The sequence below is a fragment of the Bacillus sp. AFS037270 genome (genome assembly GCF_002585305.1).
The window spans coordinates 25733-51219 of sequence record NZ_NUNF01000020.1 but is presented as its reverse complement, the minus strand read 5'-3'; the positions used below and the strand labels follow the sequence as shown (position 1 = coordinate 51219).

Genomic DNA, 25487 nt, shown 5'->3' with positions numbered 1-25487 from the left:
TTAATCTAATTCATTCAGAAAAATCATTTTCTATAAAACATGAATACATTGAACAATTTTTATCATGTATGAACGCAATTTCATAGGCAAAACTACTATGGGTGATGCATTATGCCATGTCAAACAAGTGGTGAGTTAAAACTATTAGTTGATGAAGCAAAAAAATATACAAAAGATGGCAAGGTTGCTGACTATATTCCCGAGCTGGGTAAAGCAAAACCAGAAGATTTGTCCATTGCCATTCATTATCCAGACGGAAGATGTATCTCAGCCGGAGATATTGATAAAAAGATTACACTGCAAAGTATTTCAAAGGTTATAAGCTTGGCTCTTGTCTTAATGGAAAGAGGCTTTCAATATGTATTTGAACGGGTTGGAATGGAACCGACTGGAGACCCTTTTAATTCGATTGCCAAATTAGAAACAATGGCACCAGCCAAACCGTTAAACCCTATGATCAATGCAGGAGCACTTGTGGTCACCCACATGATTAAGGGTGATTCAGTTGAGGATCGGTTGAATCGGTTATTAGCCTTTATTCGGGAGTTGGCCGACGACTCTTCCATCGGCTATTGTGAGGAAGTCGCCCGGTCTGAATTCGAAACAGCTAATTTAAACCGGTCATTATGTTATTTTCTTAAGCAGCATAAAATTATCATTGAAGATGTTGAAACATTATTAGATTTATACACAAAACAGTGTGCCATTGAAATGAATTGTCTGGATTTAGGGAGGATCGGAATGATCTTTGCGATGGATGGAAAAGATCCTCTAACTGGAAAACAGATTATGCCAGAGGATGTAGCACGAATCTGTAAAACATTTATGGTTACGTGTGGGATGTATAATGCGTCAGGAGAATTCGCCATAAAAATTGGTATTCCGGCTAAAAGTGGCGTATCAGGCGGTATCCTAGGGGCTGTGCCTGGGAAATTTGGAATTGGAATTTTCGGCCCTGCACTGGATGCAAAAGGTAACAGTGTGGCTGGAATTAAACTATTGGAACTTTTATCTAGAAATTATCGGTTGAGTATGTTTTAAAAGCTGTTTTTCCTTAAAACGGCTAAATAAGAGGCATGGAATGTTTATCCGTGCCTCTTAACTGCTGTAGCAGCTGATTTTTTTCTCCTTTAAGGGTTATACACCGTTTTTATCCTCTGTAACTCTTAATTACTATCTCCTTAAGGAGTTAAGAACTGTCCTTATCCCCTGTAGCTCTAATAATCTTTTTCCTTCAGGGGTTATGAACTGTTCTTAACCCCTGTAGCTCCAATTTTCTCTCTCCTAGAGGACTTATAATCCACAATTATTTTAACTACTCGCACTAGTATAATTCGCCAGTGCAAACTTCCAGAAACGACGGGCCAGCCAAAAGAAAACAACAGCGACAACGAGTGACGCAACGGTTGTTCCACCATTCCACTTTCCAATTAAAGAACTTGCCGGAGTAAACGTAAGAAATGCGGCGGGTAAAACATACGTTAAAGCCAGTCGCAGCCAACCTTTATACATGGTGATTGGAAACCTAGTTGTTTCAAAGAAAGAACTGAACAAGAAAGACAAATCATCCATCCGAATCACCCAAAAGGCTGTGGTCATCAATAACATCCATAAAGAATAAATAATCAATAAAGCAGCAAAGATGCTAATTAAAAAGAACCCGACATCAAGTAAAGACGGTATAAAATGTTTTTGAACAAGACCATAGATTATTAGTCCAATACCTAATAGGACATCAATCAGTCGCCAGAAAACCAGATGCCTCAGACTCACGAAAAACATGCTATCAACGGGTTTTGTGAGCACATAATCTAATGTTCCCATTCGAATATGCAAAAGCAGTCTCGGCATATTCGGGCGAAGAGCAAAATCAACCAACCCTTGCAAAGTATTGAAAATACCAAGAAGAATCAGAACATCAGCATATGCCCAGCCCCCCAATTGATCCGTTTGATAGAAAAAGATTTGCACCATTAAAATCGAAACGATAATACCAAATAAACTTGAAAAGAGATTTCCTATAAACTCACTGCGGTATTCAAGTTCCTCTACCAGACAAGTTCGAAAAAATTCTTTAAATATCCGCCAATATCGCCTCATGTTATCCTCCCACCGCCTGATTTTTCTTTAATCCAGCCTTCCATAACCAACCTATTGCCACAATCAGAAGAACAGTCCAAATGGAGGAACCTATAAATCCTACCAACAGGGTTTGCCGATCAGCTGTTTCTGTTAGAATTTCTAAAGGAAATCCAATCATATAACGATAGGGTAAGAAGGTACTGATTTGTTTCACTAGGGGCGGTAAAAGAGAAAACGGCGCAATCCGGCCCGAAATAAATAAGGATACGGTTTCGAACGTGGCATAAACCGCTGTCACCTTAGTCATCCAAAAACCCAATATGCCAAACATAAAACTAAAAGCAAATCGAATAATTGCTCCTAATAACAGCGCAACTATAAATAGTCCCCATTGGCTGAATGATAGATGTAACTGAAGAGAAGGAATAAAGATGGATAGGATTATCCAACAAGGCACAAGAATGACTAAAAACAAACCTTTATAAACAATATTTTCAGCGATTGCCCAATGAATTGGATGAAAAGGCCGAACAATTTGATAGGAAAACGACCCTTCCCTAATTTGGCGATCCATTTCCCAAACGTCCCAAGCACTTGTCAAGCGCTCTACCATTATCAAAGAAATAAAATATAAAATAAAAGAATCTCCCTGGTCTGGATAAATATTCATCCACACCATCATGGTAATCAAAGGTTGGATCATCGTACCAAACATCCAGACCATCGTCGATAGCTGATAAGAAAACATCTCGACATATTTCATCCGTAAAATGGCTCGATATTTAGTAATCATGTGATTCCTCCTGAAAAGCTAAGGTAATCACTTCTTCCATCGGTGGATCTTGTATATTTAGGTCATTGATTTCAAAATTAGCTAGTAGTTCAGATGAGATAGTCGGTACACGATCCCGTGCGACTCGAAGTGTCAATTTCCCATCTTCAAAGGAAACCACATCACCGAATGACTCCCATCGACCATGTGAGCCTGAAGGAAAACGAACCTCTAACAATTTATATGGAGTTAATCTTTCCGTTAAAACTTGTAATTCTCCGTCATAAAGTAGTTTCCCATGATTAATGATTAACACGCGCTCACAAAGTGCGGTGACATCGCCCATATAATGCGAAGTTAGTAGAATCGTTGTTTTGTGCTCACGATTATATTTAGCAATAAATTGGCGTACTTTTTCTTGGGTATCCACATCCAAGCCAATCGTCGGTTCATCTAAAAAAAGAATCGATGGACGATGTAATAATGACGCGGCTAATTCGCATTTCATGCGTTGACCGAGACTTAGATTTCGTACGGGTTTACCAAGTAAAGGGGATAATTCTAGTAATTCAACAAGTTCATCCAAGGTTTGACGAAACACTTTTTCGTCAATTTCATAGACGCTTTTATTTACTAGAAAAGTCTCCATTGGGGGGATATCCCAAATCAATTGACTTTTCTGCCCCATGACCAAACTCATCATTTTTTTGTACTCATTCTTCTGTTCCTGTGGTTTGAAACCATTCACTTCGATTTGGCCGGAAGTAGGATGCAGCAAACCGGCTAACATCTTTATCGTGGTCGTTTTTCCTGCTCCATTTGGCCCTAAAAATCCTACAATTTCACCCGTATTAATGCTGAAAGACACGTCCTTCACTGCATGAACGGTTTGGTATTCCCGTTTGAATAAACTGCGTAAAGCTTCTGTCCAGCCCTCCTGCCTGATATGGACTCTGAAAGACTTATTTAAATCTTGAACTTGAATTGACATGTCTCCTCCAACGATAAAATAAATAATAATTTACTCTATAAGTATAGGTTTTAAAATTGAAGGATTACAAGCATAAAAATTTAGGAACTACTTACTACTTGTTGGTAATTTTTAAATAAACTGTTCAATAGTTATGCACTTTCGTATTTATAGTAGGATACTTTTTGTTTTTTTTGCTCACACATAAAGATTCTTCCTAATTAAAATAATAACTATTGATAACTCACAGCTTGTTTCCCCATTTGAATCCACGACTCTTCAAAACTAGCTTTTGAAACAGTCTTATATGGTTGATCCGCTAACGGGTCGTTCAAATAGACATAATTGTTATCATAACCTACAACTAAAACACTATGCTCTCTATAGGTAATTTGGACATTCCCGGATTGCGTATTCCAAACGGAAAATTCACTTTTAGGAAGTGAGGCAAATCTTGAATTGGTAATAACCCAGACTGGGGAGCCTTGTTTTATCATATTATAAACAGAGTCAATACTTTGACCTGTTAAATCTATTATTCTACCTGGGAGATAGGATTCAGCTAAATCTGCTATCGGACTATGGTATACCCCATATCCTGGATTATCAAATGAGTAGATATCACCAACAAACCCCACATTTGGATTTCCATGGAGACCATTTTGGTCACGGAAAGGAATGGTATTTATTTCTTTTGCTAATGTCATTTTATCGACTGAAACACCTGCATATTGGAGAAGCATGGCTAGACTAGTTACCTCACATCCGCGTGGTAATTCAGGCATCTGTTGGATTTGCGGTACGTTATCGATTACTATTTTTCCATCCTGAACTTGAACTTCATCTTGCTCTTCATTCTGGACTGCATTTGTATCGGAAACAGTTTCAACTGCGCCATTTAGTTCTTCTTGTTTAGTTTCATTACTAGTTTCTGTTGTATTCGTGGTAGAATCTGTTTTTTGTGCTCTCACATAACCAACACTAATGAGTAATCCCAAGGCACATAAAACGGCAAGAATTTTTAATTTCAATTAAGATACCCCTCTCTCTATACCAAACCGAAAACATTCTAACAACTCGAATCCTACCACCTAAACCTTAATGTAAACTTAAAATTTTTTTTCGTATAATGATAAAAAAAGGCATGAACCCGGTATATACCGAATTCATGCCTAACCTTAATGAGATGTATTTTACTTAATAATCAAAACAGGACAATGTGATAACTGAGAAACTTTTTGACTAATATATTTTCGTTTTTTTTAAGTTAATCATTATTTAATTATAAAAGACCCACCATTTGAAGACCATGGAAAATTCCATCTTCTTCAACCGATTTTGTTTGATATTTGGCCACTGACTTTACTTTTTCTTCAGCATTCCCCATCGCTACACTATTTTGTACGGTTGAGAGCATTTCCATATCGTTAAGTCCATCGCCAAAGGCATATTGTCGTTCTGGGTGAATACCTAGTCTTTCAACGATCTTTTTAATCCCTTGGGCTTTTGATCCTCCCTTTGGGAGTACATCGACTGAAACTGGATGCCATCTCACAAAATCAAAATCATGAAACTCCTGCTCGTATTGTTTTTCTTCCCCTTCTGGACAAAAAAGAAGCGTTTGAAACAATTCTCGCCCTTTGTAATAATGCGGATCATGCGTCGGGAAACGGCCAATTTTTAATGTAGCAATGCTCTCTGTTATGTATGTATGCTCTGGCACGTTCGCTCTCATATCCTCATGGTCCATAAAGACGACAGGATGATTGTTATGAAGAGCTGCTTCTGTTAGCTTTTCAAGGGATGAAATGTTTAATGGATTTCGATATAATTCTTCCCCTTTTAAGACAACGTATTGTCCGTTGTAACTAACATATGTATTAATATCTAATTCTTTTCGCAAATCCTCGAACATAAATGGGGCCCGTCCAGTTGCAATGGCTACTTCATGGCCAAGTTCTTTTAATTTAAAAATGGATTCTTTCGTTGAGAGAGGCAATCTTTTATCATGGTTAAGCAAAGTTCCATCAATATCAAAAAAAATAATACTGCGATTCATCATTTTGGTTACCAACTTTCAATGTATAATCTAGTTTACTTATTTAATTCAATTTCATTAAAATCCCTTTGACCTGCTCAGATTCATCTCAAATAAAACTCTGACGATTAATCCGTTCATCATTCAACTAGTTTAACCTGAACTCAGAGATTCATCAAATAAAGTTTGCAAAAATATACAAGATAACGATACTAATTAAAATAGTAATGTTGGAAATAGTTGCTATTAATCGTGTGCTTTCCATACTATATTTAAATTCAACGCTATAGGTGATGGATGATGCAGCAAGTGGCAGTACGAGGCCGATTAATATCGTATAACGAAACATATCATCGTTTGGAAGAAGAAAAAATAAAGTAAAACCAACAAGTAATCCCAGACCATATCGAAAAGTTAAAAATTTCAACATCGGTTTTATAAATTTTTTCTCAAATTTAAAATTTAAATAGAGTCCCAAAAGTAATAAGGATAAGGGCATATTGGCTGCCGATATGGTACTCGCCACATTAATAATCATGTCAGGTAATTTTATATGACTGAAATTTAAAATACTCGCAATTACATAAGTCATTAAAGGAATTGATTTACTAAGTTTTTTTCCAATTTCAACAGGCCTGAGGCGTAACCCTTCTTCTGAAAAATAACTTCCTAAAATATAGGCAATTCCAAAGACAAGGAATGATGTTCCTACATCAAACATACTAAAATATGTTAATCCACTCATCCCCCAAATCGCATAGACAAGAGGAAAAGCAAAGAGGCCGACATTATATCCTGAAGACATGATCATAAATGAACCCTTAAGTTCCCTTTCCTCCTTTTTAAATACCCATAAGCCAAGACATGTGGTAACTACACCATATATAAGGACAATAATAGGAATTAAAATTAAAGAAATTTCTATTTTTACAGAATCAAATGTAACAATGACTAATGCAGGGAGAGTTATCTTAAATATAATTTTCGAGATAACTTGTCCATCTTTTTCTTGTAAAATATTGAAACGTTTTAATAGATACCCCAGGGCAATGATGACGATAATATAAAGAAATTTCTGGTTCATTTGAAAAGTATGCTCCTCTTTTGATTTTTGTACATAACTACCTTTTTAAATTTAACATCGATGTAAGCAATTGGTGTTCTTGGAAATCTAGAAAAAGTTAATATAACCAAACTATAAAAATTTTTTTGACTCTGTCCTTTTTAGATTTCAGAAAGAAGAATGGAAATATTAGAGAAAAATGTATTACGAAAAGTCCATAAGGACATTACTAAAGACGGAGAAAGAAGGTAAACAACCCCAAAAGCAAAGATTCAATGTTTGAACCAGTTGAACGCAAATTTCAGGAAGGTAAAATTGTGGTACAGGAGGAATGGCAATGACGAAAGAAGAGGTAGTGAAACTATTAACACTAATTGAATCGGTTTATTCCCACTTCTTGGTGAAGGACGAGACGGTTCTGCTATGGTTCCAAGTTTGTTCTGAAATGGACTATAAACAGGTGATGGCGAAGCTGAAAAACCACATTAGAAAAAGTCCTTTTCCTCCTGCGATTGCCGACATTGCCGTATTCCCTTGCGAAGAAACTGATTATCCAGCAACATTACAAGAATGGCTGAAAAAAGGACGTGAGAGAATTGAACGCGAACCTAAACAGACAAAACGAATTCCAATACCTGAGTGGCTTGCCGAATATTCCACAAGAAAATCTATCTGAAGCAAAACGCATCCTTTTAGGAGCGTTCTTTTTGTCTCCTCCACTGATTAATGAAATCGCATAGGAGCTATTCTATGCAAAAAAAACATCCTTTGATTGATAAAAGGATGTTTTTACTTGCAGTTTCCTTGAAACTACCTAAATCAGTTGAAAATATGTTCTATAGTCTCCTTCCTATTGTTTTACAATCATGACTCCATATGCCTCTAATGAGGTTGTCCCGTTTAATTCCTTACTTGTTAACAGGTCTGTTCCTTCACTAATCTCGAATTCAACTGCTGACGCATTGTGGTTCATGACAAATAAGTAAGAGCTGCCATCCTTTCTTCTCTGCGTCACTTCCACCCCTTTAGGAACATCAAGTAATGGTTTTATCTCCTTTTCCTCACAAATCGTTTTGACAAAATCCGTTAAAAACGCTGTGTCAGGGCATGTTCCTACGTAATACGCTTTTCCGTTTCCAAATGAATTACACGTAATTACAGGTGTACCGACATAAAAATCCGAACCATATTCAGCCAGTACTTCTGCACCCTCTGAATGGATAATATCAAACAGCAAACTACACTCATAGGTGCCGGTTAGACTGCCGGCTTCTTTTTTCACGACAATTTGATTTTTCATTTCAGGCGGCAGCGCATCGATTTCCTCCACCCAAATTCCAAGGAGATTCCGCAGTTCTCCTGGATAACCGCCTAGGGTGACAAGATCATGTTCATTCACGATTCCGCTAAAGAACGTCGTCACAAACGTTCCTCCATTTTGAACAAACTCTTTTATCTTATCCGCATAACCTAACTTGACCATGTATAACACGGGCGCAAGGACGATTTCGTACTTGCTTAAATCTTCCTCCACACCAATCATGTCAACCGCTATATTTTCTCCAAATAAGGCCGCGTAATATTTATGAACTTCATTTACATAATCTAATGCCTTTGATGGACCACTTGATAATTCCGTTGCCCAACGGTTTTCCCAGTCAAACACGATTGCGACCTTAACTTGTACACGAGAATCGAGCAAGGTATCGGACAAATGTGCCAGCTCCTTGCCAAGTGTAGCTGTTTCCCGAAAAACTCTTGTATTTTCATGACCAGCATGTTCGATAACCGCTCCATGGTATTTTTCACAGGCTCCAACCGACCTCCTCAATTGGAAAAACATAATCGTATCTGCTCCACGTGCCACAGCCTGATAACTCCATAAACGCATTACACCAGGCCGCTTCAACGAATTATAGGGCTGCCAATTCTGCTGACTTGGCGTCTGCTCCATTAACATAAAAGGCTGTCCGCTTTTCAAGCCTCTCATAAGATCATGCCGCATTGCAGTGAAACTTACTGGTGTATTATAGGCGGGATAGTTATCCCAAGAAACAACATCCATTTCTTTGCCCCATTTAAAATAATCGAGCTCTTTATAGGTACCCATTAAATTCGTTGTTACCGGAATATCAGGAGTATACTTTTTCAAGACATCACGCTCTAGTTTAAAGCACTCTAGTAAGCTATCAGACTGAAAAATGCGATAATCTAAGGAAATTCCTTGAAAATTAGTAGAACTCCCACCCCACTCTTCACTTATAGCATTGGGCGGCACAATTTCATCCCAATCATAAAACGTATGGCCCCAAAATCGAGTATTCCACGTTTTATTCAAAGTATCTAAGTTTCCGTATTTTTGCTGAAGCCATTCTCTAAAACTCTCAGCACAGTTATCACAATAACAGTAACCGCCATATTCATTAGACACGTGCCAAATCAACACTCCTGGATGATCTTTATATCTTTCTCCTAACCGGTCTGCCATCCGTTCTGCATACTTCCGGTAGGTTGGGCTGTTCGGACAGGAATTGTGTCTGCCGCCAAACTTTCGTTTTCTTCCTTGATAATCTACCCTCAATACATCTGGATAGTTTTTAGCCATCCAGGAAGGGTGTGCTGCAGTACTAGTTGCCAGACATGTATAAATACCATTTTGATATAAACGATCAATTTGTTCATCCAGCCATGAAAAATTGTAAGTCTCTTCATCGGTTTGATTTAACGCCCAGGAAAAAACATTTAATGTAGCTACATCAATTCCTGCAAGTTTAAACATACGGACATCTTCATCCCAGTCCTCTTTTTCCCACTGTTCTGGATTATAATCTCCGCCATACCAAATTTTAGGGAGCTTTTCGTTTATCATAGTAATCACCTTTTTCCTTTGTATCATTATATTTCCATTGTATGCGATTACAAAACGGTATTAAATATAATATAATGGAAAGCGATATAATAAAAAGGAACATTTTGCAAACCGGTTCCTGGAAAGGAGCGAAACGATGAAAAAACATTTCCTAATCCCTTTAAATGAAAGTAAACTGCCGCTTTTTGCTGAAACTATTGGTTATAATCCAGCACAAGAATCTATCACACGTCCAAAAGGTTATCCTTATTACCATTGGATTCAAACCTTTAGCGGACTAGGATCTATCATGCTTCAAAATCAAAAAATAAATCTCCCGCCAAATAACGGTGTCCTCATCCTCCCGCACATGGCCCATTCGTATAAGAATGAACAAAGTGATTCCTCTCCATGGAAAACACTCTATGTAACATTCAGTGGCACGATGGTTAAAGAGATTCTAATTACACTTGGACTCTATCAATCTGCTTTCTTTCACTGGGAACAGGAAGCACCGATTTCAACTTACATAAATAAAGCGCTAAAGGAAAGTGATGAGACAACAGACAGCTTTAGCATAAGTGCCTCCTCAAATGTCTATGAATTTCTCCTGCTTCTAAAAAAATACGGGAAAACCAATAAAAACAGCTTGAAAGAAACCAGTAATTTAGTAACGTTACATTCACTCATTGACTGGATGAAGTCCCAACTTTCCAACCCCGATGTCGGCCTTGATGAAATGGCACTCTTTATCAATGCATCGAAACGCCATCTGAATTCATTGTTTCAAAAAAACTTTCACGTGACGCCATATGCCTATTTTGTTAATTTACGAATCCAGCAATCTAAGAAACTCCTTTTAGAAAACAATAGCATTACAGTCGGTGAAATTGCCCTGCAAGTGGGTTTCCGTTCCACCAGCCATTTTGTGGCTACGTTTAGGAAAATGGTCGGGATTCCACCTGAAAAATATCGTAACCTAAATGGTGTACTTTAAAATAGATTAATTTCCCTGTTACAAGTAAAAATCCCACCTTCCATATGAAAGTGAGATTTTTACGTTAATCCTCGATTGTATCATGGTGTTACCTTACTTCAGAGACTTCCTCTCCCTGATAAATCCGAAAAGCTGGAACGATCGTATCCGAAACAATTTCTTTTCCTTTTTCACGAATGAAATCCAATTTATAATAAGCGTCAAATCTTTGGCTGATTTCCGTTTTCACAAGTTCGGGTGGAGTGACGACGATGAATTGGAACTTCAGTTTCTCAGCAACTGCGAATATCGGGTCAAGGACATGTGCCGATGCAGCTTGTCCGAATGGATTATCACAGACTAAAGGAACCCAGCTTTGGTCTGTTTCGCTTTTAACTGATAATAACATCATCATCATCACCATTCGAGCCGATAACTTTTGTCCCCCACTACCATCGGATTTTGTCTTAGAACCTTGATTAATGGTCTGCCATGTTGAATAATGCTCTCTTTGCGGTTTTCCGTACATAAAGGCATTATCGGTTCGCATATTATAGACGAGCAGCTCAGGATATCGATTTCGAAGTGATACAAATAAAATTTGCTCATCACTAATGAGTTGTTTTATTTCTTGGTCTAATGATTGATTAAAATCATCTATCACATCAAATTGTTTGGTTATTTTGTTAATAGCAGCAACAAAATGATTCTTCAATTGTTGTTCGATATCTTCTGCCTTTTTAGGTAAAATGTCTTCTTTGAGCTGGACAAGTGGGAAGGACCCTCGTTCATTTTTTAGCTTCATTTTCGCAATCATGGAACGAATGGCCTCTGAAATACTCATCACTTTCATGCTGGCACGGCTAGCCCAGAAGTTTTGAGCCTTTTCTGCCCTTTCTTTATCTCGTTCTAATTGTTCCAATCCACTTTGTGAAAAACGCTTCATATTTTTAACAGTGCTTTGGATATGCGTATAATGCCTGGTATCCATATGATCTAGTGTTGTTAGTACTTCATTTTTAAACCGAATCTCCCAATCTTTGCCCTCAATCGTAAGCTTTAGATTACGCAATGATTGTTCGATTTTCGCGTGCTTCTCTTGGCCTTCTTCCTGAATCGCTTGATGTTCTTCACACCAGGACAGGATTCCTGCTTTTCCTTGACTCTTAATTCTTTCTACATCATCGTCCGTAAATGCCGCTGCTTCCTCTTTTAGGATAACGGATAAGGTTAATAAATCCCCTTCATATCCAGTAATATTCGTTTCAGTTTCTTTTTGGCGTTTCTCAGCCTTTTTTACTTCTTCTTTCGCTAATTTTGTTTGGTCTTTAATTTCTACATCCTTTATTACTAAGTCAAGGTCTTCCCATGCTTCAGGCTGTTTTTCATGCTTTTCCACTTTCTTTCCTGACTTGTCGCGCTGTTCAGTGGCATGCTTTAACGAGGTTTCTGCTACGGTTACAGCCGTTCCTTGTCCCCGTTCTTCTTTTTCCGCAGTCTTCGCCTCCTTTTGTGCGGTTTGGAGCATATTTTCTAATATACTAATAGGTTCATCCGGTTCTGGAGCTTGATTCCAATCCTTATTTTGTGAATCGAGTTTTTTCTCTAATTTCTTTTGCTGCTTTTGTTCGGTTTCTTTTCTTGCTTGAATAACAAGTAGTTCTCTAGCCTGTTCTTCCTTTGATTTTTGGAGCTGTTTTAGCTCTTCAATACTTCCATTTATCTCTTTTAATAAATGTTGGGATAGGCGGGGGACCTCTTCACTTTGGTCTGCTTTTTCATCAGTAGGAAAAGCTGCTCCCTCTATAAAGAAGGAAATCTCCTTGATATTTTGTTCGGTTGTAAGTTTCCATTCTAGATACGTTTGATTCCACTTGTTTTGCAGGTCAACGATGTCTTGGTGCTCTTTTACTATTTCTTGCTGCAGAGAACCTAAGGCGTCCTTTTGTTTCTCTTTCTCCAGTCTCACCCGTTTATTTTCTTGATATAGGGTCTTTTCTTGGTCAAACAGCTCTAATGCATCAACATCTTTAGAAAGCTTCCCTATTTTTCGCTTTGTAGTTTCCATCTGATCTTTGAGCTGAAGCAGTAATTCTTTTTCTTTATCTTCCTGTGTGGTGATTTCCTGTAATTTCGATTTCTTTGAAAGAAGAGCGTTCTGTTCTTGATGCAGTGCTCTTTCTATATCACTAGATAGCTCGCCTAATAAAAAACGATCGATTTCTTTTAAAATACGACGTAAGGAAGTTTCTGTTTTTTCCATTTCAACGAGGGTATCTTTCTTCTCGTCTATTTGTTTAGCAATCTTTATTTTCCAGTTAGTAAATAGATTTTTATCTGTTAATAGCTCTCTCTCTGTTCCGTTTATAATCACAAAGGATGGTTGGGGATTTTCGCGGTTCATTTCCTCACGCAAGAAAATGGGAACAGGACTTTTAAACATCCTTCCTGAAAGAACCTGCTGATTAATTTTTTGCCATTGATGTTGATTGACAACTAAACCATATGGAAGGAGCGGATACATCAAGAGATAATTTGTCATTTCATCTAAACTTAAAGATTGAAGAAAATGGGTTCCATAAAACACATCAATACCAGTCTTCTCATCGATCCATTCCTTTAGTTCTTTCACATCTTTATTGGGAATCCAGAAATGTTCATCATTTAAGGAATGATCAAGTTGTGTTTCCCAAAGATCTTTTTTAATTTGTTCCCCTTGTTCTCGGTTATGGACCAGCATTTCTTCTATCTGTGTGGCATACTTCGATAAGAGAGAGTGGGTAAACGGCCCTGTGACACCATCTAATAAACCATGAAGCTTATCTAGCAGTTTTGTTTCTTTTTGCTTTTTCTGTTCATTTGTAACCTTTAATTCTTCACATTTTTCTTGTGAGAACTGAATGGATTGGACGAGAGTTCCATGTGAAGTAGCAAGTTGATTTTTCCTTTCGCTCGATTCTCTCTCTTTTGCTTGCAACTCTTCTAACTTAGCCTTTCTGTCTTCAATTTGTTTAAAAAGATTCTCGATCAGCCCCTTTAAGTCATAGGTTAAGCGGTCGCCAAAATCTTGAACAAGTGCCACTTCCTTTGATTCAAAGTTATGTATATCCGTATAGAGAAAATCAATTTCCGTACTAAGCTGTGCAATGTCTTTTGTCTTTTGTTTATCTTGTCGAGAAAGCTCCGTTCCTTTTTTATTTAGAAACTTTTGATACCCCACATACTGCTTAACAGCTTCTTGGATGGAGAGATAGGCATGTTCCCATTGTACGCTTGCTTCTTTTTTGATTTCATCCATTCTTTGACTGACTTGCTCTAAACCGCTATTTTGTTCCAATTTCTCTATCTGCTGCGAAAGTGAGAGTATACTTTGTTCGTTTTCACTCCACTCTTTCAATAACAGTTGAAACACCAATTGTTCTTTTCGTTCCTGTTTTTCTTTCACAATCTCTTGTAAAGAAGTATGCTTGGTCCGTTCTTCCACTAATTTCTTTTCCCAATCCATAACCTCTCTGTGAGCTTTTGCATACTCTAAGTTGTCTTTTTGATAACGTAATTCTGCCTGCCTTAATATTAATTTCTCTATATCTTTTTCTAAAATAAGCAGCGTTTCCTCTTCCGTTTGTTTCAAATGCTCTAAAGCACCAAGCAGTTGTCTTCCTACCTGTATACTTTTCTGAACAATTTCTTTATGTTCTATTCCTTTATCAAGGTGTTCTTCAAATGGAACAATGTCTTCTAAAAACTCTTTATGGGCTTGTTCTCTTTTTAAGAGAACAGGCAGGTCTTTTGCGATACTGGCCTGGCTCTTAAAAATCTCCACAAGATCGTTCTTTTGATGTTCGGTTCGATGTAAGACTTGACTAACAGTCGGAATAATTCTTTTTTGGAACAGGGAATAATCATCCTCAGCTCCCTCAAAGTATTTCCCAACGCCCCCTTCATCCTTGTTTATGTCCTTCATAATATCCCAATCTTTACGGTTAATTCCGTATGTATCAAGGATGCGATAGTGCTTCTTCGTATCTCGGTAAACGTCATATCCATTCCATTTTAAATAATCCTTCAAACTTTCGGTTTCAGCAACCTCATCATTCTCATAGAGTGGAATATGCTCTAGCGCTGCCTCTTCTTTCCTTTCAAATTCTCTTGTATAAAATGTAATATTAGGAAGGATCTTTGCTTCCTGCTCCAATGTTTTACTTTCACTTCCACTTTCTTCACTCATCGAAATCCGCTGTTCAGCCGAAAACATTCCTCCCGTGACTAGATGCCGGCAATCTGCACCGTCCAATTCCCACTGAATAAGGACATGAAAGGTATAGGGAATAAATTGTTCTTTATTATTAAAGAAGAATTGTTGATAGTAACGATTGTTTTGTTTTCCCCACGAAGTTCCAGGTTTGAGTATTTGGAAAATCGTTTGCAGGAACACACCTTTCCCGCCCCCATTCATCATGGCAATAAGGCCATTTGTTGATGTCTCCTCATTATGGAAATTAAAAGTGGTATCTTTATATTGCTTTTGCATGCCATCATACTTGAGGCCAACAATTCTAATTCGATGGATTTTCGGCATGCTCACCCTCCTCTGAAGTCATTAATTTTTTAAATAATTCATAACGATCATAATCGTGATACAAGTACTCAATTCGCTCAAAAAGCTCTTGTTTCGGAATCGCCTTTGGAATATCGTCCCGGTCAAGAATAACAATTAGCCCCTCCGTCTCTAATAAACGCATCGCACCTGCAATTAGCCCAATTCTGGTTCGTCTATTACCTTTTTTAACAGCATAATCCTCCGTGTCGACCTCCATGTATTTCCATGTGGTCACTACTTCTTTCATATCAATTCTTTCTTCTTCCCCAAAGGCAGGTTTCGCTTTAAGAATGCTATCCCAATTCATTATTAGATCGTTCACTTGCCGCTCTAATGCGTAGTAGCTGATTCCTTCCCGCTTTGTGCGAATTTTTGCCGCTTGGTTACGGTCAATTGCTGCCAAAAATGACATAATGACAACGCTCATAAGATGAAAGTGTTTCTTCGTTTCAACCTGCCGATGTTTTTCTTTCAAATGAGTAAAATTCGTCGCAAAGACAGAACCGGTTGGCTGGACCACTAATTGGATGCGCTTTGGTGACTCAATGATATATGTACCTGATTCGTCCGCTAATAAAAGAACGGTCTGCCTCACTTCCGGATTAAAATAAGCCTGGAAGTGTTCACTATTTTCGTCAATTACTTTATCTTTTAAGAGTGTGAAATAGACAGCTGATGCTCTTTTAATCGTTTCTGCATTCATCATTTCTCCTCCTCTACACATATTTTAAATGGGGTTATTTTCATTCTGTACCAGGTAAATGGTTCAGCCCGATGATCAAATGATGTAAAGATCTTTAAGCCTTCAAACACTTGAAATTGCGGATACTCCATCATTAGTTTATAAAGAAGAATTTCCCTCTCATCGCTTAATGTATCTTCTTTTCGATGCAGTACTTGAACCTTCAGCGGCTTTTTATCAAACATCATCCATAAATCAATCGTTTCAGATTCCTCAAACCATAGATCCTGTACTTCTAATGGCAACTCTACTAAATCAGCTAAAGAAAACTCTCCGTATGTTTGTAAATATTGAAAAACATAACTCCATGCCTTAATAACAGAATCCCAATTTGTTACTCGCTTACGAGTAATGGTTTCTTCCACCTCATCTTCGATTACAATGTCCGTTTGTAGGGTTTCATTAAATTCTTGTTCACCCCAAATCCAATCAAGCGGCAAAATAAACTCATTCTTCGGTGAAAATATAGGAGAAAGCACTCGTTCTATTTCGTTAAAACCTTGAACGCCTTCCTTCATTAACCAATTTTCATAAAAATGCTCACGAAATGAAACCAAGCTGTTTTCCCAGAACAATGAAGGGTTCTCCGCTTTTAATTTCATCTCATAGGAGATATTCTGAATAACTAGCTTAGCAAAACGATCATGCAATTGCCTTGTATGGCCAATTTTTTCTTGAAGAAGAATGAGTTCCTTCTGAATCAAATCATCTTTTTCATTCCTTCGTTTTGTTTTTTCTATCATACTAGTGATTGTACGGAAGTGATTTTTTTCTTCTTCAAATTGCTTTTCAATTTCAACACGATTGTCGGCCCTTTGCCATTCTTCTTCCATCAATAAGATTTTGGGATTGTTAATCATTTCCTTTTGAAAGGTAAATTCATTTGCCATTAAGCGGTTTACTCGTGAAATGAGGTGATCGAGGTTTCGAGTAGCTTTTCGAAAATTACCGTTTTTAATCAGCTGCATACTATAGAGTTGTTCAATTGTGATGGAGAACTCCTCAGCCATTTCCCTGCTCATAAAAATCATTTCCTGAGCTACATCCGTGAGTTTATAAACAATTGACCCGCCCATCTCTAGATTCGTATATAATTCATCCATTGTGACATAGCGGAAGACCTGAGTTTCCCAAGATTGTCTTATTTCATCGTAATATAAGGCTTCAAACGGTTTACTATACTCTTCTTTTCCCTGATATAAAAGCCCACTTGTAATCCGTTCAATTTGCTTATCGTCTGCTAAGAGCCTCATTTGCTTGATGGAATCTCCTACCATATACTTGATATCTGCTTTGCGTCTATGATCATCATCGTTTAATTCTCGATAAAAGATGGTGAGGAGCACTTGCATGAGAATCGTTTGGATATAGGGCTTCAGCTCCCCTACTTCCATTCCCCTCCCGAGCTCAAATAGCGGATTTAACCGTTGCATACGCTGGGCGAATCCTTCCCATGATTCGTTCACTTCCATCTCCTCCATGATTCGATTGTTAATACTTCTTGAGCTATTCGTTTATTGTCCTGCCATAATTGCCGTAATAGCGCCTGCTCCTCTTCAGTAAACCATTGAAAAAATAGATCACGGTATTGGGTGTTTTGTGTCTGGCCCATTTTCTGGTCATTCCTTTGTTCTAGACAATCAAGCATTTTGCGGTAAATTTTCAAGGCGGGCTGGATACAGCAATCTGGGTACTTTTCGATTAAGCGAATGAGAATACCGTATCCGGCGGCATCAAGATCTCCTGCGTAATAGAAAAGATAGGGTTTAGTTGGAAACATTCGGAAGAAAAAAGAGAAGCTCCGTTCAATCTTAGTCCCTTCACCGTAAATAATCAGTTCAGGTTCATAATCGAGTTCATTTACTTCCAATAACTTGATGGAAGTATGAAAGAAAGATAAATTTTCAACAATTAGGACCCGCTGAATATCTTTTAGTTCTTTCCCTTGTTTCATCCAAAATACAAAAGGCTCCCCGTAGTTCACCATTTTTAGTTGCTCTTCTGAAACTCCAATTCTAGCTAAAAAACCTTTTCCTTCAGGGAAACTATCTCCGTCTAGCAAGAATTTTTCATGACCAAAGAGCTCGAGGCTTCTTTCTTCGACTGACACGATTTCCCGTTCCTGACTGGACTTTAGAAAAGTATAAAGATTCTGGATTCGACTCCATTCCTCTACCGTTTGCCATTCGGGATGCCGTTCATAATAGGAAAAATCAAACAGATCTCCTAGTTTCATCATCGCGAGACGATCCCATTTGGCTGCCTGAGCTTTAATATTAACCCAGTAGTATAAGGCAAGCGCCGGTGTCCTTCCATTGTATTGATTATTTGTAATAGGGGTCAGTTGTCCCTCAGCTTGCAATGTTTCGATTGTACGATAAAACAACGAATAACCATCCATTTCAAAATAATCATCCAAAAGCTTACGCAACTGAATTTCCAAATCATTAATATTTATTTTCTTTTTTTGTTTAGGGTGTTGGATATCTTCAATAAAACTTCTCACCCTTGTTTCAATGATATTGATTGTAATCACCTTCTTAAATCTACTAAGCGTTGTAGGAAATTGACTCCTACTATCAAATTTGGGCATCCTTATATTATAAACTAGTTACGTTTTTCTCGGTAAATGATTTTTTCATGAAAGTATAGTTTTCTGCATATAGACCAATACACTCACGCACAAGGACGCCCCAATTTTTTTCATATCACAGAAATGTTTCTTGATTTTCCAAAATTTCATGAATCGATAAATAACCGCACAGTGATAAATTCACCGTGCGGTTAGTGACCAGTTTCTCATTTTTTATTGCATTAAACAAGTATTGAAGAGGTTTATGTAAACCTCCTTTTCTTCCATTTGCCCCCCAAAGGAGAACTGTGTTGATGAACCAGTGACCTTTTCTGCTGACGTATTTGACAAAGTCTAAAAATCATTTCAATAGAGTCCTATATAAGAAATTGGTGTTTAATGTAAGAATCCTTTTCCTATGTGACTAAGGAGATATTGAATGAGAGGCTCAGTTTCTTTTAATTCCTTCTCTGCTTTTAATACGTCTTTTATAATAATGTTTAACGCAATTTTTGAAACTTCTAATGGTAAGATTCTCTCTTCTTCAGGTGTCAATCTGCCATACCCATCTAAAAACATCTCCATATATATTTGTCTTTTTTGTTTATCGGAGTTAAATTTTAAAATCCAATAGATAAAATATGCTACATCATAGATCCGATTTCCGGGCTGAACATGATCCATGTCTAGGATACAAGCAACAGAGCCATCCTCATGATAAAGAAGGTTCCAAGGATGCCAATCACAATGGATAATGGTTTCTTCTAAATTATTTTTGTCAGCCTCCCTCCAATGGTTGATTATAGTAGAATATAAGGAGTTTATTCTAGATAATGAGGATTCTGATATGGATTCTTTATTTTTGTATAATCGGCATAATCTTTTTTGGAGGTATTCTTCCGTAAGGGAGATGGGGTTATCGGGTAAAGGGTCCGGCTTGTATAATTTTAGAGCGTTATGAAACTCTTTAAGCACTTTCGCATTTGCTTTAATCTGTTCAGGCCTAAATTTAAATTTTACACCATTTATAAAAGGATACACCTGAACCATTCTATTATTAGTAAATGTATAATTTTCACCTAATCTATCTTTAATTGCATTTACAGCAGGTAGAGAAGCCTTATTGAGACATAATATAATATCCTCAATATCATTTATTCGTTCCTTAGAGGCAGCATAGGTTACATATCGCAAAACATATTTTCCTTTATTTGTTTCTACTAAGATCGGTACATTGTTTTTTCCACCAAGAACACCATAGATTTTCTTAATATCCCCTAAATCGTGCTGTTTGCATACCCATTGAATTTCGTCTACTGTTATTTCATATCCATAAATATCTTTTATTGTATTCGTTTGTTCACTGGACACATAATCCCTCCCAATGTTCATATTGATTTTGCAGACAACTGTGCCCGGAATAATAAAACTTCGTTTGATTATTTGTCCTTTTCTTTTCGAATCTTACCATAAACATTAAAATCATATTGTTCAGTAAGCCCATATTCTTCACAAACACGATCTAGTTCTTCATAAGCAGAACCTTGAATATCCTTATATAATGTCCCCCCTCCAACAGGCCTAGTATGTTTTACACGTATTTCATCAATAATCGCCATTTTATCATTTGGAAAGCCTAATAATTTCGGCCAGATGCTATCTAGTCCCCAGCCCGATTTACTTTTTCGAAATGAATCCCAGCATAATTGCAGAGCTTCTCTTGAAAAGATTGGAACCATTACTTCTACAAATTTTGTATAGCGCAGAAAATATTTATGCTTTCTTATTGTAATCTTATGAGAATAATAGGAATCCTTTGTTAAAGCAGGTTGCGCTAAGGATAAGTTATACTGCATGAAGATATCAAACATTTTATTAATGTTTGAACAATTGGTACTTATATCATCATCAGGCATCCATATAGCATCATATTTAAAAATCTCGTCTCCATATTCTTTAATGACCTCGTAAAATCTTGGCCATTTTGTCTCTTTTGCCTTAGCATAAAACTCACAATCATTTTTGTAATCATTTTGTCCATCACCATAATATTCAAGGTATAAGTCAAAGTTTTTATGCTCTATTGGCTCTAACCACTCTTTATGGAGCGAGGAATCCCCAACTCTAGCCATAACGAGAAACCGCTTATCTCCCGTATAACGAATAGGTTTAATAACTTTTGCCCCAGTATTAACTTTATCCTTCTTAGATTTGTCCTTTTTTTTCGTCATACATTAAACCACTCCTTTTCCCATCGTAATTACATGGAAATTAACTAATTGTATAGATAACGATAGTCAAACACTTGTTTCTTTTTTATTGGTTCTTCGTTTTTTATAAATTCATCCCAGGATGTTAAAATAACAACATGATCTACTTTAGAGAGCAGCGAATTTAAGTTAGACGAATATTCAATCGGAAGTGTGTAGTTTTCTTTAAATTCTTCCATTGCCATTGGGTCATAAGCAACTAGATTGTTGTATCCTCTTTGTATAAGTAGTTCAATTATTGCTTTTGCTGGTGTATCTCTTACATCATTTGAATTCGGTTTAAATGCTAACCCTAGAATTCCAATCTTTTCTTTTTCCTTCACTTTACCTGCGATATCATTGACAATAAACTCTTTTATCCCTTTATTTACATTTAAAGTACTCATTAGTATTTCTGGAGAGTAAGAGTTCTTTAACGACTCGTTAACTAATGCCGCTGTATCTTTTGGCAGACAGTATCCTCCAAATCCACAACCTGGGTAAACATACGAAGTCATGCTAGCCGGTGTACCAAACCACCTTTTATCAAGATGCAAAATTTGAAAAGCTTTTTTTATATCAATGTCACCTATTGATCTGGCAATCAATGATTGTTCATTTGCAAAACTAATGAGGGTTGCCAATAAGGTGTTAGACAAATATTTAATAAATTCAGCAGAATTTAAAGTAACCCTATAAATTGGGGCATCAAAGGACTGATAAATTTTTTCTACTATTTGTCCACTTTTATCATCTTCCTGACCAATAACAATTCGATCCGGCTTCATAAAATCATCCCAAGCATATCCCTCTCTCAAAAATTCAGGATTATTGGTTAATCCTATATCGATACCTACCTTAAAACCAAGGCTTTCGATAAAGGCTTTAATGCTTTTGCTTGTTGCAGATGGTGGTATAGTGGATTTAATCACTAACACTTTATATTCCGGCTTTTTTATATAGGCAACAACACTTTTGATTGCCTCCAAAATGTAACCTAAATCAGCACTTCCATCTGTTTTACTCGGAGTTCCTACACAAAGGAAGATCACTTCACTGTTTTCTACAGCTAGTTGTAAATCGTCAACCATAACAAAGTTTTTGTTTAAGTGCTCGTTTAGTTTCTTATCGAGATATGGTTCATAAAAGGGAATATATCCCTTTGTTAACTGCTCTTTTTTCTTTTGATCAATATCGTAACCATAAACTTTATATCCTTTATCACTAAAGCCTAGAGCCGTTGTCAGGCCTACAAAGCCTAGTCCAATTACAGTAATCAATGGATTTCTCCCCCTTCCTTCAAAAAGGACAAAAAGCGATGTACCCCTTCAACAACAGAAATAGAAGGAGCATAGCCTAAAAGTTTTTTTGCCTTTGAAATATCTGGACATCTCCTTGAAGGATTATGTGTTAAATAACTTGATTCCTCTGATTCTCTAAATTCTATAGACTGGTTAAAATTGTAAATAATTGAACCTGCCTCTTTATATATTTCAGCCAATTCTTTTATGGAGATTTCTGGTGTATCCATTCCTATATTAAAGTAATCAAAAGGTTCATATAGTAAGGCTTTTAGATAACCGACGATTGCGTCCGCCACATAACAGAATGTTCGAGTTGGATTACCATCGGAGTACATAACTAACTTCTTATTTTCAACTACTGCTTTTGCAAAATCAGCCGGAACTCGTTTATCATTAAGCCTCATACCTGGCCCAAAGCTGTTAAATGGTCTGACAATTGAAATTGGCATTTGAAACTTTTCAGCGTATAAATAGCAAAGTGTCTCCCCAAATCTTTTTGATTCATCATAGCAAGCACGCGGCCCTATCATGGAAACATTGCCTCTGTAATCCTCGGGTGTAGGAATATAGCTTGGGTCTGGGTCACCGTAAACCTCACTGCTTGAGAAAAATAATACTCCTTTAATTTCCTTATTTTTGTAAAACTCAAGTAAAGCTCTTAAACCTAATACATTTGCATCAATAGTTTCAAGTGGATATTTTCTGTAGAATGTTGGCGAGGCAATTGAAGCCATGTGGATAACGAAATCAACGTCATTAATTTTCTCATGGTCGAACAAAGAAAATTGAGTAATGTCAACAGGGTAAAGTTCAATTTTATTACTCAATTTACTTAATTCTATAAGCCATTTCGGTTTTCCAAGTTTAAAATTGTCAATTCCAATAATTTTTTTGATGTTTAGTTTGTCTGAATATTCAGCTAAAAAAGACATTAAATAATAACCTAAAAATCCGCCGCATCCAGTTACTAGAATGGATGAATTCCTAAGTTTGTCCCTTTCGATATCGCTTAGATTTTGATAAATATACTGAAGATCTGTTTGATAAATTTTATTTTTTTTATCAGGCTCCATTTTTAACCACCTTATGCTTTATTAGAATCATTTTCTGGTAGAAGAATATTTTTTTCATCCTCTATAAGGAATTCAATTCCTTTTTCGAGACTAATTACATTCTTCCAACCTAATTTTTTAATGTCTTCATTATTTGCTTTTGATTCCATTATTTCGTTTTCCCGGTGAGGCAAGGCGCCAAATTTAAGTACCGTTCTAGAAAGAGACTTTTGATGAATAGTTTCTACAAATTTACGAACGGTTACAGTTTCTCCGGTGCCCAATTCATATTCCTTAAACCAGGGAACATCCGTAATCTTTTGCCTTATTAACAGTGAATAAGCAGTAACTGCATCGTTGATATGAATAAAATCCCTTTTTTGGTCCCCTGGAGTAAGATGTAATTCGGGGAGATTATTTAAACAGCTTCTCATAATATATGGGACAAATTTTGTCTGGCTATCGAATGAGCCGTAAATGTGCTCCAACCTTACGTTAATAAAGTGAATTTTTTCTGAATTACCAAACTCCTTTCCCCATTCTAAAAATTGTTTTTTAGTTAATGCATATCCTTGTAAATATCGATAGCCTAAATCGTTCTTATGAATAAAAGAATCCGTGTTAATAAACATTTTTGTTTGGAATGCAGCTGCTGTTTCCAATAACTTTAATGGAAACAAGACATTGGTATGAAGTAATTGTGAAGCGTTTTCCCCATTACGGTCATATTTCGTTGCTGTGTGAATAACAACATCAATCGGCCCGCACTCTGTAAAAGGTTGCTCAAGCGGACTTTGGTCAACATCAAAAACTGTCACACTTGATAAAATATCTGCAATTCTCCAGGTATCTGAAAAGCTTCTTTTTAAAATAATGACCTCATGACCTTCATTGACCAGTGCTTTGGTTAGATGACTTCCTAAGAAGCCAGTTGAACCAGTAATTAGAATTTTCATACTTTCCTCCTGGTTTAAAAGGATTACTTTTTGCCGCTTATTTTTTATCCCATATTTTCCAAGGAGCATTTCCCTTATTCCAAAGCTCTTCCAAATACACTTTATCCCTTAAAGTATCCATTGGATGCCAGAATCCCGTGTGCTTAAAGGCCATTAGCTGACCATCCTTAGCAAGGTTCTCCAATGGCTCCTTTTCAAACACTGTTTGATCCCCACCATTTAAATAATTAAATACTTCTGGCTGTAATACAAAGAAGCCTCCATTGATCCAGTCCATGTCCCCTTCTATTTTTTCTTGAAAATTTTCTACCTTTTGTCCAGAAGACAAAGTTAGAATGCCAAATCTGCCTGGTGGATGTGTAGCTGTTACTGAAGCAATCTTTCCATGGTTGTGATGAAACTGAACTAATTCTTTTAAATTAACATCACTCACTCCATCTCCGTACGTTAGCATAAAAGGCTCGTCCCCTATAAACCTCTGTATTTTCTTAATCCGGCCCCCTGTCAAGGTATTTAAACCAGTTTCAACTAAGGTAATCTTCCATGGTTCAGTAGAGTGCTGGTGAATGGTACATTTGTTTTCCTTTTGAAAATCAAAGGTAATATCGGAATTAAATAAAAAATAATTGGAGAAATACTCTTTAATCACATGACTTTTATAACCTAAACAGATTATAAATTCATTAAAACCATAACTGGAGTATAACTTCATAATATGCCATAGTATTGGCTTGTCTCCGATTTCAACCATAGGTTTTGGTTTTAATTTTGTTTCTTCACTTATTCTAGTGCCGAATCCTCCCGCTAAAATGACTACTTTCATCATCGTCCCCCTTTTGCATCCATCCTTAAAGTGGATGTTATTAAATAATCTTTTACACCAGATGATATCTGCTCAAAGAATTCAAAAGGAATGTAAATAGTTACTTAATACTTTATCGCAGCTTGTCTTCATACAACTTCGAAAAGTTTCTTTTAAAAACTCCATATATTTTATGTTTATTTGTATATTTTGAATGGGTGTGTAACCTTTTAAATTTTACAAATTCTAAAAAAAGTCTTTTGGGAATCTGATCACGATAAACTAGAAGAAGATGCCACCTATTCACCTGTGCCATTTCTTCCCAATATTTCTGTTATAAAAAAAGTCCTTGATAATAAAGATTATCAAGGACTCTTATAGGTTAAACGACTCAATTTGACTAATAAATAGAAAAAAGACCGAATGCCCATTTCCTGACTTAACTCATAATTCTCTATCGT

20 protein-coding genes are annotated in these 25487 nt (G+C 36.8%); 3 read left to right on the top strand and 17 right to left on the bottom strand.

From position 1 onward, the window contains the following. Positions 1–111 precede the first annotated feature (111 nt). Positions 112–1041, top strand: coding sequence for a glutaminase A (gene glsA / locus COD92_RS10630; protein ID WP_098531931.1), 930 nt, complete (start codon positions 112–114; stop codon positions 1039–1041). A 270-nt stretch (positions 1042–1311) separates the two neighbouring features. On the opposite strand, the gene COD92_RS10625 is transcribed toward glsA, so the two are convergent. The 6 genes from COD92_RS10625 to COD92_RS10600 all read right to left on the bottom strand — a co-directional run bounded on the left by COD92_RS10625 (position 1312) and on the right by COD92_RS10600 (position 6946). Further along, positions 1312–2100 carry an ABC transporter permease gene (locus COD92_RS10625; protein ID WP_098531930.1) on the bottom strand — a complete coding sequence of 263 codons (789 nt, stop codon included), beginning with the start codon at positions 2098–2100 and terminating at the stop codon, positions 1312–1314. Position 2101: 1 nt separating this feature from the next. Further along, entirely contained in the window at positions 2102–2875 is a 774-nt protein-coding gene (locus COD92_RS10620) for an ABC transporter permease (RefSeq protein ID WP_098531929.1), read from the bottom strand. Beyond that, positions 2865–3845 carry an ABC transporter ATP-binding protein gene (locus COD92_RS10615; protein ID WP_098531928.1) on the bottom strand — a complete coding sequence of 327 codons (981 nt, stop codon included), beginning with the start codon at positions 3843–3845 and terminating at the stop codon, positions 2865–2867. Before COD92_RS10615 ends, COD92_RS10620 begins: the two co-directional genes overlap by 11 nt. Before the next feature lie 212 nt (positions 3846–4057). Next, positions 4058–4855 carry a C39 family peptidase gene (locus COD92_RS10610; RefSeq protein ID WP_255286745.1) on the bottom strand — a complete coding sequence of 266 codons (798 nt, stop codon included), beginning with the start codon at positions 4853–4855 and terminating at the stop codon, positions 4058–4060. A gap of 251 nt (positions 4856–5106) precedes the next feature. After that, positions 5107–5886 carry a Cof-type HAD-IIB family hydrolase gene (locus tag COD92_RS10605; protein ID WP_098531927.1) on the bottom strand — a complete coding sequence of 260 codons (780 nt, stop codon included), beginning with the start codon at positions 5884–5886 and terminating at the stop codon, positions 5107–5109. 151 nt (positions 5887–6037) lie between these two features. Continuing rightward, the gene (locus tag COD92_RS10600) at positions 6038–6946 is read right to left on the bottom strand and encodes an AEC family transporter (RefSeq protein WP_098531926.1); all 909 of its coding nucleotides are present in this window, start codon (positions 6944–6946) and stop codon (positions 6038–6040) included. Positions 6947–7262: 316 nt separating this feature from the next. Here COD92_RS10600 and COD92_RS10595 point away from each other — a divergent pair, with 316 nt between their 5' ends. Then, the gene (locus COD92_RS10595; RefSeq protein WP_176541314.1) at positions 7263–7601 is read left to right on the top strand and encodes a replicative helicase loader/inhibitor; all 339 of its coding nucleotides are present in this window, start codon (positions 7263–7265) and stop codon (positions 7599–7601) included. Between the two features lie 174 nt (positions 7602–7775). Here the strand turns inward: COD92_RS10595 and COD92_RS10590 are convergent, their stop codons facing one another. After that, positions 7776–9794 carry a beta-galactosidase gene (locus COD92_RS10590; protein ID WP_098531924.1) on the bottom strand — a complete coding sequence of 673 codons (2019 nt, stop codon included), beginning with the start codon at positions 9792–9794 and terminating at the stop codon, positions 7776–7778. 136 nt (positions 9795–9930) lie between these two features. On the opposite strand from COD92_RS10590, the gene COD92_RS10585 reads away from it, so the two are divergent. Beyond that, positions 9931–10770 carry an AraC family transcriptional regulator gene (locus tag COD92_RS10585; RefSeq protein ID WP_098531923.1) on the top strand — a complete coding sequence of 280 codons (840 nt, stop codon included), beginning with the start codon at positions 9931–9933 and terminating at the stop codon, positions 10768–10770. An 88-nt stretch (positions 10771–10858) separates the two neighbouring features. Here the strand turns inward: COD92_RS10585 and COD92_RS10580 are convergent, their stop codons facing one another. The 10 genes from COD92_RS10580 to rfbF all read right to left on the bottom strand — a co-directional run bounded on the left by COD92_RS10580 (position 10859) and on the right by rfbF (position 25047). Further along, complete coding sequence (locus COD92_RS10580; RefSeq protein ID WP_098531922.1) at positions 10859–15328, bottom strand: hypothetical protein; 4470 nt, start codon at positions 15326–15328, stop codon at positions 10859–10861. Next, entirely contained in the window at positions 15306–16052 is a 747-nt protein-coding gene (locus tag COD92_RS10575; RefSeq protein WP_098531921.1) for a DUF6063 family protein, read from the bottom strand. The genes COD92_RS10580 and COD92_RS10575 overlap by 23 nt, the downstream gene beginning before the upstream one ends. After that, positions 16052–17563, bottom strand: a complete 1512-nt coding sequence (locus tag COD92_RS10570; protein ID WP_255286744.1) for a hypothetical protein — start codon at positions 17561–17563, stop codon at positions 16052–16054. Before COD92_RS10570 ends, COD92_RS10575 begins: the two co-directional genes overlap by 1 nt. Further along, positions 17554–18627 carry a Wadjet anti-phage system protein JetD domain-containing protein gene (locus tag COD92_RS10565; RefSeq protein ID WP_255286742.1) on the bottom strand — a complete coding sequence of 358 codons (1074 nt, stop codon included), beginning with the start codon at positions 18625–18627 and terminating at the stop codon, positions 17554–17556. Before COD92_RS10565 ends, COD92_RS10570 begins: the two co-directional genes overlap by 10 nt. A gap of 432 nt (positions 18628–19059) precedes the next feature. Then, positions 19060–20034, bottom strand: coding sequence for a phosphotransferase (locus COD92_RS10560; protein ID WP_176541313.1), 975 nt, complete (start codon positions 20032–20034; stop codon positions 19060–19062). 68 nt (positions 20035–20102) lie between these two features. After that, the gene (locus COD92_RS10555) at positions 20103–20894 is read right to left on the bottom strand and encodes a DUF707 domain-containing protein (protein ID WP_098531917.1); all 792 of its coding nucleotides are present in this window, start codon (positions 20892–20894) and stop codon (positions 20103–20105) included. Between the two features lie 44 nt (positions 20895–20938). Continuing rightward, the gene (locus COD92_RS10550; protein WP_098531916.1) at positions 20939–22192 is read right to left on the bottom strand and encodes a UDP-glucose dehydrogenase family protein; all 1254 of its coding nucleotides are present in this window, start codon (positions 22190–22192) and stop codon (positions 20939–20941) included. After that, positions 22189–23289, bottom strand: coding sequence for an NAD-dependent epimerase/dehydratase family protein (locus COD92_RS10545; RefSeq protein ID WP_098531915.1), 1101 nt, complete (start codon positions 23287–23289; stop codon positions 22189–22191). The genes COD92_RS10550 and COD92_RS10545 overlap by 4 nt, the downstream gene beginning before the upstream one ends. 11 nt (positions 23290–23300) lie before the next feature. Next, entirely contained in the window at positions 23301–24224 is a 924-nt protein-coding gene (locus tag COD92_RS10540) for an NAD-dependent epimerase/dehydratase family protein (protein ID WP_098531949.1), read from the bottom strand. A gap of 37 nt (positions 24225–24261) precedes the next feature. Then, the gene (rfbF, locus tag COD92_RS10535; protein WP_098531914.1) at positions 24262–25047 is read right to left on the bottom strand and encodes a glucose-1-phosphate cytidylyltransferase; all 786 of its coding nucleotides are present in this window, start codon (positions 25045–25047) and stop codon (positions 24262–24264) included. Positions 25048–25487: the final 440 nt, after the last annotated feature.